Origin of the sequence: Lactobacillus equicursoris DSM 19284 = JCM 14600 = CIP 110162 (assembly GCF_001434815.1) — a bacterium.
Taxonomy (GTDB): Bacteria; Bacillota; Bacilli; order Lactobacillales; family Lactobacillaceae; genus Lactobacillus; species Lactobacillus equicursoris.
The window spans coordinates 20,030-29,929 of the sequence record NZ_AZDU01000026.1; the positions used below are offsets into that span (position 1 = coordinate 20,030).

Here is a 9,900-nt window from a genome sequence, read left to right on the forward strand (position 1 = left end):
ATTACATATCGCCAAAGGTTACGCCCATCAGGCGAGCATTGCCAACCGTCTTGCCAGCTGGGTTAACGTACTTAAGCTTGCCTGCCGTATCTTCCAAGGCAATTGAGTCAACTTCGCCTTGCTTCATCACGACCAAGCGGCCAAATGACCGGTTCATGATCAGGCGGGCGCCTTCAATCCCGAAGCGAGTTGAGATTTCCCGGTCGTAAGCGTCAGGGTTGCCGCCGCGTTGTGCGTGGCCGATAACCGCCGTTCTAATTTCGGCCTTTGGCAGGGCTTCTTGGAGCTGAGCAGCGATTTCGTTGACAACACTAGCGCCGTTTCTAGCTGCAACCTTAGCCTTGTACTTCTTCTTGGACAGCTTGGCGTCTTCTTGAGAGATGGCACCTTCAGCAGCGGCGATAATGGTGAACTTCTTGCCAGCCTTTTCCCGCTGCTTGATCTTCTTGACAACCACGTCAATGTTGTAAGGAATTTCTGGCAGCAAGATAATTTCAGAACCAGCTGCTAAGCCGGCAGCCAAGGTAATGTGGCCAACCTTGTGACCCATGACTTCGACAACGAAGATCCGGGAGTGGCTTTGAGCCGTGGTGTGGATATCGTCCAGGTAACGAGTTGCCACGTCAACGGCGCTTTGGAAGCCGAAGGTGTAGTCCGTGCCCCAGGTGTCGTTGTCGATGGTCTTTGGCAGACCGATCACGTTTAAGCCTTCTTGAGCCAGCATGTTGGCTGACTTAAGTGAGCCGTTGCCGCCTAAAACGGCCAAGGCATCCAGGTTCAGCTTCTTGTAGTTCTTCTTCATGGCAGCGACCTTGTCAAAGCCATCTTCGATGACCCGCATCATCTTGAAGGGCTGACGGGAAGTGCCTAAAATGGTCCCGCCCACGTTCAAGATGCCAGAGAAGTCCCGGGGCTTCATCTTGATGTAGTCTTCATGCATCAAGCCGTAGTAGCCGTTCTTAAAACCAATAATTTCAACGTCGTCAACGCAGTTGTAAAGGGTCTTGGCCAAGCCCCGCATCGTTGCGTTCAAAGCTTGGCAGTCCCCACCGCTAGTTAAAATACCAACTCTTAAAGTCATGTTGCTTCCTCCCCATGCAAAACTCTTCTTAAAACTTGGCTATTATTATCTTAGACATGTCGGCAAAAACATGCAAGAAAAAACTTATTGATATTTACGATTTAACATGAAAAACAGTCTGGATTTCTCCAGACTGTTTTTTCATGGTAGGTAGATAGTTTTTGAATTACTTAGCAGTCAATGCCAGCAAGTTGTCGCCAGCCTTAACTTGGCTTTCCTTAGTCTGGTAAATTTCGCTGTAAGCTGGGGTGTTGGTTACGATAACCATTACAGTCGTGTCGTAGCCTTCAGCCTTAACGGCTTCCAGGTCAACTTCGCCAAGCTTTTGGCCCTTTTCAACGTGTTGATCTTGAGATACCAAGCTCTTGAAGTGCTTGCCGCCCAAGTTGACCGTGTCCAGACCAACGTGGATCAAGATTTCAGCACCGTCGTCAGACTTCAAGCCATAGGCGTGGCCGGTCTTGAAGGCAACATTGACAGTACCAGTGATTGGGGAGTAGATGGCGCCTTCGCTAGGAACGATAGCGGCACCGTCACCCATCAACTTCTTTGAAAAGACTTCGTCGTTAACCTTAGACAAGTCTTCAGCTTCACCAGCAACTGGGGCCAAGATAACTTCGTCCTTTTCTGCTGATTGACTAGCTGCTGGAGCTTCTTCAGCAGCAGTTTCTTCTTCTGCTGAAACAGGAGCTTCAACAGTTTCAACTTCTTCCTTCAGGTGACCCTTGCCCCAAACGATGGTCAAGGCAAAAGCAATTGCGAAGGCAACAAGTTCACATACAACGTACATTGGGATGGTCTTAGGGTAGATTGAAAGGAAGCCTAAGAAACCAGCTGAACCCAGGGAAGCGGCCTTAACTTGGGTAAGACCTGCAAGAGCTGCACCAAAGCCTGAACCAATCAAGGCGCAGAAGAATGGGAAGCGGTACTTCAAGTTAACCCCGAAGAGGGCTGGTTCAGTAATCCCAAGCAGGGCAGAAACACCGGCAGATGATGCCAAACCCTTCATCTTCTTGTTCTTAGTGAGGAACCAGATAGCGAAGGTGGCTGCACCTTGAGCAACGTTGGCCATAGATGCAACAACGAAGATAAAGTCACCAGCGCCCTTGCCGCTAGCAAAGGCGGCGATCAATTGAGTTTCGATGGCTGGGAAGCTTTGGTGCAAACCAGTCATAACGATAGCTGAGTAGCAAAGACCAAACAGACCCATGCCGACAAAGCCAGCAGTGTTGTACAGCCATACAAAGCCGTTAGTAATCCAGTCTGAAACAGTCTTCATAACTGGCCCGATAACCGTGAAGGTCAAGAAGCCAGTGATCATGACTGACAGAAGTGGGGTAAAGGTAAAGTCAACTGCTGAAGGCAGAACCTTGTGCAGTCTCTTTTCCAAGAAGGCTAACAGCCAGATAGCAGCCAAAACTGGGATAACTTGGTAAGTGTATTGGGTTTGCGCAACGTGCAAGCCGAAGATATTCCAGTACTTAGCAGCCCCGCCCAGTTGAGGGGTAGTCATGATCAAACCGATTGCGGCCCCTAAGAATTGGTTGGCACCAAACCGCTTAGCGGCAGACATGCCGACCAGAACCGGCAAGAACATAAATGGAGCAGCTGACATTACTTGAATCATGTCAGACAAGCCCTTGATGGCTGGGTTCATTTCAACTAATGACTTAGCCCCAAACAGGCCCGCACTAGTGAAGAAGTTGTTCAAGGCCATCAACAAACCACCCGCAACCAAGGCTGGGATGATTGGCACGAAGATGTCACTCAACAGCTTGATAAAGGCCATTACAGGGTTGACCTTCTTGCCGTTAGCGGCGATCTTCTTCAAGTCGTCGGTAGAAACTTCCTTCAGACCGGTCATCTTGATCAATTCGTCATAGACGTTGTCAACGTCACCAGGCCCGATGATGATCTGGTATTGGCCATCAGTCTTAAAGGTACCCTTAACATCTGGGTCTTTGTCTAATGCTGCTTGGTTGACCTTAGTGTCATCCTTCAAGACCAACCGTAAACGAGTCGCACAGTGAGCAGCTGCGATCAAGTTGTCTTCGCCAACATCAGCGATAACGCGCTTAGCAACTGCGTTGTAATCCATTGCCACGATTAACACTCTCCTTACTCTCTGAAAACGCTTTTCTTAATTCACTGTATATGATACCGGTTTCTATGATCTCTGTCAATCGTTTGACAGAAAAATTTTTAAAAAATTTTGTCAACGTAACAATTCCCGTCATTATAAGGAAAAATGCATGTCAACCGTTTGACATGTTAGCGCTTTAACCTTAAAATAGAAGATGACATTACTGTACTTATTTGGTTTTTTAGATAAAAAATATTGAATTAGCGGAGGTTGTTTTAAATGGAATGGACAAGAGAAAAAAGATATCTTCCTTATAGCAAGTGGGATGCCTTAACCTTGCTTAAGCTGCAAAGTCAGGCTGCTAGATCTGAATACCAGCTGCATTACCACATCCGGCCGATGTCGGGTCTTTTAAACGACCCAAATGGCTTTTCCTATTTTAATGGGAAGTGGCAAGTCTTTTACCAATCATATCCTTTTGGGGCAGTGCACGGCTTAAAGTCCTGGGTTCACCTGGAAAGCCCAGACCTGGTTCACTGGCAAAACTTGGGGCAAGCGGTCTTGCCTGACTGCGACTTAGACAGCCACGGGGCATACTCCGGTTCAGCCAAGGCAATTGGCGACAAGCTCTTTTTAATGTATACTGGGAACGTTCGTGACGAAAATTGGGTGCGGCATTCTTACCAAGTTGGGGCCTTCATGGACCAAGAGGGGAATGTTGAAAAGATCAAGGAGCCTTTGATCAAGGCGCCAGACCACGTGACCGAGCACTTCCGGGATCCACAGATCTTGGAGCATGACGGTAAGTATTACGCCATTTTAGGTGCCCAAGATGCCGAAACTAAGTCTGGCCACATCAGCCTTTACCGGGCTGAAAAAATTGAGGGGCCATGGGAAGACCTGGGCTACGTGGACCTGCCGGCCATGGGTTACATGGTTGAATGCCCGAACCTGGTCTTTGTAGACGGCAAGCCAGTCTTCATCTTCTGTCCGCAAGGCTTAGATAAGAAGGTAACCGACTACCAAAATGTCTACCCTAACATGTACTGGGTGGGCGAGTCCTTTGACTTTGACACGGGCCATTTTGAAACTAAGCAAAAGGCTCCAATCAACTTAGACGAAGGCTTTGACGTTTACGCCAGCCAAGCCTTTAACGCTCCAGACGGCAATGCTTATGTGGTCAGCTGGGTCGGCTTGCCTGACATGACTTACCCAACTGATGAAGAAGGCTGGGCAAACTGCTTCAGCCAAGTGAAGAAATTGTCCTTGAAGCATGGCCACTTGCTTCAAAAGCCAGTGAAGGCTATGAAGAGCCTGAGAAGCGATAAGAAGCCTTTTGCTGGCCACCACTTGATGGACTTAGGCAACCAAACGGAAATCAAGCTGGACATTCACCGGGGCCAAGAGGGTACTTTGACTTTGGCCGCTGATGAAGCTGGCGAACATGGCATAAAACTCCACTTTAAGACCGGTAATGGTGCTAGCTTGACTGTCGACCGGGGCGAAGCTGGCGAGGCCGTTAACCCAGAATATGGGACGGCTAGAAGCATTAGCTTGCCAGAAAATGAAGACCTCAGCCTCAGAATCTACCTGGACCACTCCTTGTTTGAAATCTTTATTGATGGCGGAAGAGAGGTCATTACTGGCCGCTACTTTGCGCCTAAGGGACAGATTTTTGCCAAGATGAGCAAGGGCGTCAGCTACAAGGGCAAGAGCTGGAAGCTGAAAAATATGTAATTAAGAAATGGAAGGAAATGTGTAATGCGGCCGAAACTAACCGATGTCGCTGAAAAGGCGGGTTGCTCGCCAACGACAGTTTCGCGGGTAATCAACAACTATGGCTATATCAGCCAGAAAACCAAAGATCGGGTCTATGCGGCCATGCGGGAGCTCAACTACCAGCCAAATACCCTGGCGCGGTCGCTTCAAGGCAAGCAGACCAAGATGATCGGGGTGATCGTGCCAAGCATTACCAATCCCTTCTTTGCGGAACTGGTGGCCAAGATCGAAGAGCAGCTGTCTGATGATGGCTACAAGATGATCCTCTGTAACGCTGAACAAGACAGCATCAAGGAAAGGCAGTACCTCAGGATGCTGGAAGCCAACCAGGTTGACGGCATCATTGCGGGTTCGCACAACCTAGACATTGAGGACTACCGCCGCTTTGGCCTGCCGATCGTGTCTTTTGACCGGGACCTGGCTAGCTCGGTACCGATCGTAGGGAGCGACAACTACCAGGGCGGCTGCCTGGCCAGCCAGGCGCTGGTGGACGCGGGATGCAAGCACATCTACTTTATCGGCAACCCCAACAAGACCGGCAACCCGACCTTTTACCGCTTTGAAGGCTACGCCGATACCATGGCTAAGGCCAATTTGACCGTTCACACTGCCCGGTCAGCCTTTTACGAGTCACCGTCAGCCAAGGCGGCAGCCTTAAAGGAGCTTTTGGCCAGTGAGCGCAAGATCGATGGCGTTTTTTGTTCAGACGACATGACGGCGATCTTGCTCTTGCGGGTGGCCAAGAACCTGGGCATCAAGGTGCCAGAAGAGTTGAAGGTGGTCGGCTTTGACGGGACCCAGCTGATCCAAAATTATGAACCAGACCTGGCTACGATCGTTCAGCCGATTGGCGATTTGGCCGGGATGCTGGTCAAGCTTTTGTACGAGCGGATCGCAGATCCAAGCAAGCCCTTGGCGCAAAACAGCTATTTGCTGCCGGTTAAGCTTTTAAAGAACCAAACTATTTAAATTTCGGTGATGGCTGCTTCTGCTGCTATGATTTTTTAGCAAAAATGACTATAATGAAACTAGAGTATAGAAAGCGGTGACAAGCATGAGTAAGAAGAAAGTTTTTTGGCTATGCTTATTAGCCTTTACCGGTGTCGGCCTTCTGGTTTACGGGGCTGAGATTGCTTATGCTTTTGCCAAGGACCGGAACAAGAAGATGGAATACAGCTTCGAGGAAAGTCCGGAAGAAGCAGAAGCAGATTATTTAAACGAAGAATAGTGTAAAAAAAGTCCTAGATCATAGATCTAGGACTTTTTGCTTGAGATTGTTATTTCTTTACAAGGGACACTCTAAGAGGTCTACGTCGGTGTCGCCAATATCGTCGTAGTGGACGTTGGCTTGTTGGACGAAGCTGAAGCCATTTTTCTCATAGAGGCGGCGGGCTGGCCGGTTGCCGGCCATGCTGTCTAAGCGAATTACCTTGCAGCCCAGGCTCTTGGCCCGGTCCTCGGCAAACAGCAGGAGGGATGCGGACAAGCCTTGCCGGCGGAAGGCAGGGTGGAGGCCGTACAGGTGGATGACGGCGATTTCGTCATCATCAGCCTTGGTTGGCCAGCCAAACTTGCTATAAAGCGGGTCGTTGCCGACTATCAAGAGACCGGCAGCAGCGATCTTGCCGTCTTTGAGGCCGATCAGAGCTTGCTCTTTTTCAATAGCCTCTTTTAAGTCACTTTCGGCTGGGTAGATGCCCCAGTGCCAGTCAGCGCCGTAGTCGTCAAACTTTTGGTGGTCGCAAATGTCTTGGTAAAAGCGGCAAAGGGCCGGCAAGTCGGCCATAGTTGCCACTTTGCAGTCTAGTTGGTTCATGTTTTTTCCTCACTTGTTAATTGCTTTTTTAGTCAATTTTAGCAAAAAATCTCTAGGAAAAACAAAAAAGAGCCGTTAACAACGACTCTTTCATCATGCGGACGAGAAGACTTGAACTTCCACGACCTAAAGCGGTCACAAGATCCTTAGTCTTGCGCGTCTGCCAATTCCGCCACGCCCGCAAGCACATTTAATAGTATAGCAAAGGGAGGAAAAAGTGCAAGCCCAATTTTTAGAAAAAAGTTTTTAAAAAGGACTTGCATTTTTCCCTAGATCAGGTATACTAATATTCGTGCCTCGGTTGAGGCGCCAAATTAAAAAAGATGGCCCGTTGGTCAAGTGGTTAAGACACCGCCCTTTCACGGCGGTAACATGAGTTCAAATCTCGTACGGGTCATATGGAGGATTAGCTCAGCTGGGAGAGCATCTGCCTTACAAGCAGGAGGTCATAGGTTCGAGCCCTATATCCTCCATTTTTTATTTTTCATAACGCCTTTGTTGTTATGGTTATTTTTATCTAGTCAAAAAGCACATCCGTCAGGATGTGCTTTTTGCTTATAAACCGAGTTGGCGCTTAACTTCTGCTTCCATTTCACTAGGTGGAATGACGATTTCCTGGGCACTGGCGCCTAAGAATTCCTTGATGGAAGCTGGCAGGTCGCCGGTTAATTCAGCTAATTGCTTTAAGGCCGGGATGCCTTTTTCCGTTACGGCTTGGCCGCTGACAGCGTGGTAGACCGTTTCTGGGAACTTGTAAGGGCTGGCCGTGGACAAGACCACGGTCTTAGCATCGTTGCCCGTAAATCGGTGGGCAGCTAAAGAAGCTACTGCGGTGTGCGGGTCGATCACATAGCCGCTTTCGTCATAGACGCGCTTGATTTCGCCTTCGATTTCCTCTGGCGTGGCGTAGTCAGCCGCAAAGTCAGATAATTTTTCCCGCAGGTCGTCTGGCAATTTGTATTCGCCTGTTTCCTTTAACTGGTCCATCAAGCCCTTGACCAAGTCTGGGTCGCCGGAAATGTCAAAGAGGAGGCGCTCCAAGTTGCTGGAAACCAGGATGTCCATGGATGGGGAGTTGGTCACGTAGAAGTCGCGGTTCTTGTCGTAGTGGCCGGTCTTGAAGAAGTCGGTCAAAACGTTGTTCTTGTTTGAAGCGCAGATCAGCTTACCCACGGGCAGGCCCAGCTTTTTAGCATAGTAGCCTGCCAAAATGTCGCCGAAGTTGCCAGTTGGGACAGAGTAGTTGACTGGGTCGCCCATCGCAATGTCGCCGCGAGCGACTAATTGGCCATAGGCGTAGAAGTAGTAGACTACCTGCGGCAAGAGGCGGCCAACGTTCATGGAGTTGGCGCTAGAGAAGGTGAAGTCATGGTCGGCTAAGAGCTTGCGCATGTCTTGGTCGTTAAAAATCTGCTTGACCTTGGTCTGCGCCTGGTCGAAGTTGCCTTCAATAGCGATCGCCACGGTGTTGTCCTTGCTTTCGCTCAGCATCTGCTTGAGCTGGATCGGAGCGACGCCTTGGTAAGGGTAAAAGACGATGACGCGGGTCTTGTCTAAGCCCTGGAAGCCCCGCATGGCGGCGGTGCCGGTGTCGCCAGACGTGGCCGTCAAGATGACGATGTCCCGGTTGTCGGCTTGGTTAAAGAGGGCCGTCTTCATTAGGCGCGGCAGGCATTGCAAGGCGATGTCCTTGAAGGCTAAGGTTGGTCCGTGGAAGAGCTCTAAGAAGTAGCTGCCAGCCTTGTTTTCAGTCACTGGGGCAATTTTGGCATCGTCCCATTGGGCGCCATAGGCGCCCTTGACGATGGTGGCCAATTGTTCAGGCGTATAGTCTGGCAAAAAGCGGCCCAGAATTTTGCCGGCCAAGTCCTGGTAAGACAATTCTAGAAGCTTCTTCAATTCATTTTTGCTAAAGGCTTCTGGGAAGACTTTTGGCACAAAAAGGCCGCCGTCTGGGGCCAGGCCTTGGATAATAGCGCTAGCGCCAGAAACTTCTAAGTTTGCGGAGCGGGTACTGCGATAGATCATATTTCCTCCGTGAGATTTTTTAATCGTAAAGATCAGTTAAAATTTTTCCTATTAGCCTAATTATAACGGGGAAAGCTTAGTTATTAAAGGCAAAACATGATAAAATGATTAGAAAGTCTTCAGATAGCAAATAGTGAGGTAGAAACATGCAGATAAAGGTTCCAGCATCCAGCGCCAACTTGGGCCCCGGCTTTGACTCCATCGGGGTGGCCATTTCCTTATACTTGACCATTGACGTGCTTGAAGAAACGGATCATTGGGTGGTTGACCACGATTTGGGCGACTTGCCAAGAGACGAAAAGAACATGATCGTGGCGTCAGCTTTAAAGATCAAGCCTGACCTGGCGCCCCGCCACTTGCGGGTTGAGTCTGATATTCCCTTGGCCCACGGCCTGGGCTCTAGCTCTAGCGCCATCGTCGGCGGGATTGAACTGGCTGATAAGCTCGGCGGGATGCACCTGGCTCCTCATGAAAAAATCGAGCTGGCCAGTCAACTGGAAGGCCACCCTGACAACGTGGCGCCGACCATCTTGGGGAGCTTGGTCGTCGTCTGCAAGGTCAACGGCCACTTCACGGCAGTTAAAGCGCCGGTGCCGCCTTTTGCCATGATCGCCTACATCCCGGCTTATAACCTCAAGACCAGCGACGCCCGGGCCGTTTTGCCAAAGGAACTTTCCTTTAAGGATGCGGTGCAAGCGTCGGCCGTGGCCAACACGGCGGTGGCGGCCCTTTTTGCCCAGGACTATGAAAAGGCGGGCGAACTCATGGAGGCTGACCTTTTCCACGAACGCTACCGGAGCAAACTGGTGCCGGAACTGGAAATTATCAGAAATGTGGGCCACAGCCACGGAGCGGTGGCAACCTACCTGTCAGGGGCGGGTCCAACGGTAATGAGTCTGGTTGACCCTCAGCATATCAGCGACTTTATTGACGCCGTCAGAGAAGCGGGGCTAAAAGATGAGATCCGCCGACTAGAAGTGGCGCCGCGCGGGGCATATTGGCTATAGGTTAGAAACGGAAGCTGTGGCTTCCGTTTTTTGTTGGTTTGGTAACTTTGCACAAGATTAGCCGGGATCCGGCCCAAATTTTACTCAACTAAATTGATTTTTGAAA

At 49.9% G+C, this 9,900-nt stretch carries 8 protein-coding genes and 3 tRNA genes; 6 read left to right on the forward strand and 5 right to left on the reverse strand.

What is annotated here, in order from left to right; all coding sequences use genetic code 11:
- Position 1: 1 nt before the first annotated feature.
- Positions 2-1,081, reverse strand: a complete 1,080-nt coding sequence (locus FC20_RS06130; protein WP_008460759.1) for a 6-phosphofructokinase — start codon at positions 1,079-1,081, stop codon at positions 2-4.
- Positions 1,082-1,247: 166 nt separating this feature from the next.
- The gene (locus tag FC20_RS06135) at positions 1,248-3,179 is read right to left on the reverse strand and encodes a sucrose-specific PTS transporter subunit IIBC (RefSeq protein ID WP_039943439.1); all 1,932 of its coding nucleotides are present in this window, start codon (positions 3,177-3,179) and stop codon (positions 1,248-1,250) included.
- 264 nt (positions 3,180-3,443) lie between these two features.
- Here FC20_RS06135 and FC20_RS06140 point away from each other — a divergent pair, with 264 nt between their 5' ends.
- The 3 genes from FC20_RS06140 (at position 3,444) to FC20_RS10660 (ending at position 6,171) form a co-directional block, all read left to right on the forward strand.
- Positions 3,444-4,901, forward strand: coding sequence for a sucrose-6-phosphate hydrolase (locus FC20_RS06140; protein WP_008460761.1), 1,458 nt, complete (start codon positions 3,444-3,446; stop codon positions 4,899-4,901).
- 24 nt (positions 4,902-4,925) lie between these two features.
- Positions 4,926-5,912 carry a LacI family DNA-binding transcriptional regulator gene (locus FC20_RS06145; RefSeq protein WP_008460762.1) on the forward strand — a complete coding sequence of 329 codons (987 nt, stop codon included), beginning with the start codon at positions 4,926-4,928 and terminating at the stop codon, positions 5,910-5,912.
- 85 nt (positions 5,913-5,997) lie between these two features.
- Positions 5,998-6,171: a hypothetical protein gene (locus FC20_RS10660; protein WP_008460763.1), complete on the forward strand. Its 174-nt coding sequence runs from the start codon at positions 5,998-6,000 to the stop codon at positions 6,169-6,171.
- Between the two features lie 57 nt (positions 6,172-6,228).
- On the opposite strand, the gene FC20_RS06150 is transcribed toward FC20_RS10660, so the two are convergent.
- Positions 6,229-6,759 carry a GNAT family N-acetyltransferase gene (locus tag FC20_RS06150; protein ID WP_008460764.1) on the reverse strand — a complete coding sequence of 177 codons (531 nt, stop codon included), beginning with the start codon at positions 6,757-6,759 and terminating at the stop codon, positions 6,229-6,231.
- A 96-nt stretch (positions 6,760-6,855) separates the two neighbouring features.
- Positions 6,856-6,941 (reverse strand) — tRNA-Leu (locus tag FC20_RS06155).
- A 143-nt stretch (positions 6,942-7,084) separates the two neighbouring features.
- Here FC20_RS06155 and FC20_RS06160 point away from each other — a divergent pair.
- A tRNA-Glu gene (locus tag FC20_RS06160) sits at positions 7,085-7,156 on the forward strand.
- 3 nt (positions 7,157-7,159) lie between these two features.
- A tRNA-Val gene (locus tag FC20_RS06165) sits at positions 7,160-7,232 on the forward strand.
- An 82-nt stretch (positions 7,233-7,314) separates the two neighbouring features.
- On the opposite strand, the gene thrC is transcribed toward FC20_RS06165, so the two are convergent.
- Complete coding sequence (gene thrC / locus FC20_RS06170; RefSeq protein ID WP_008460765.1) at positions 7,315-8,787, reverse strand: threonine synthase; 1,473 nt, start codon at positions 8,785-8,787, stop codon at positions 7,315-7,317.
- Positions 8,788-8,933: 146 nt separating this feature from the next.
- On the opposite strand from thrC, the gene thrB reads away from it, so the two are divergent.
- Complete coding sequence (gene thrB / locus FC20_RS06175) at positions 8,934-9,794, forward strand: homoserine kinase (protein WP_008460766.1); 861 nt, start codon at positions 8,934-8,936, stop codon at positions 9,792-9,794.
- Positions 9,795-9,900 lie beyond the last annotated feature (106 nt).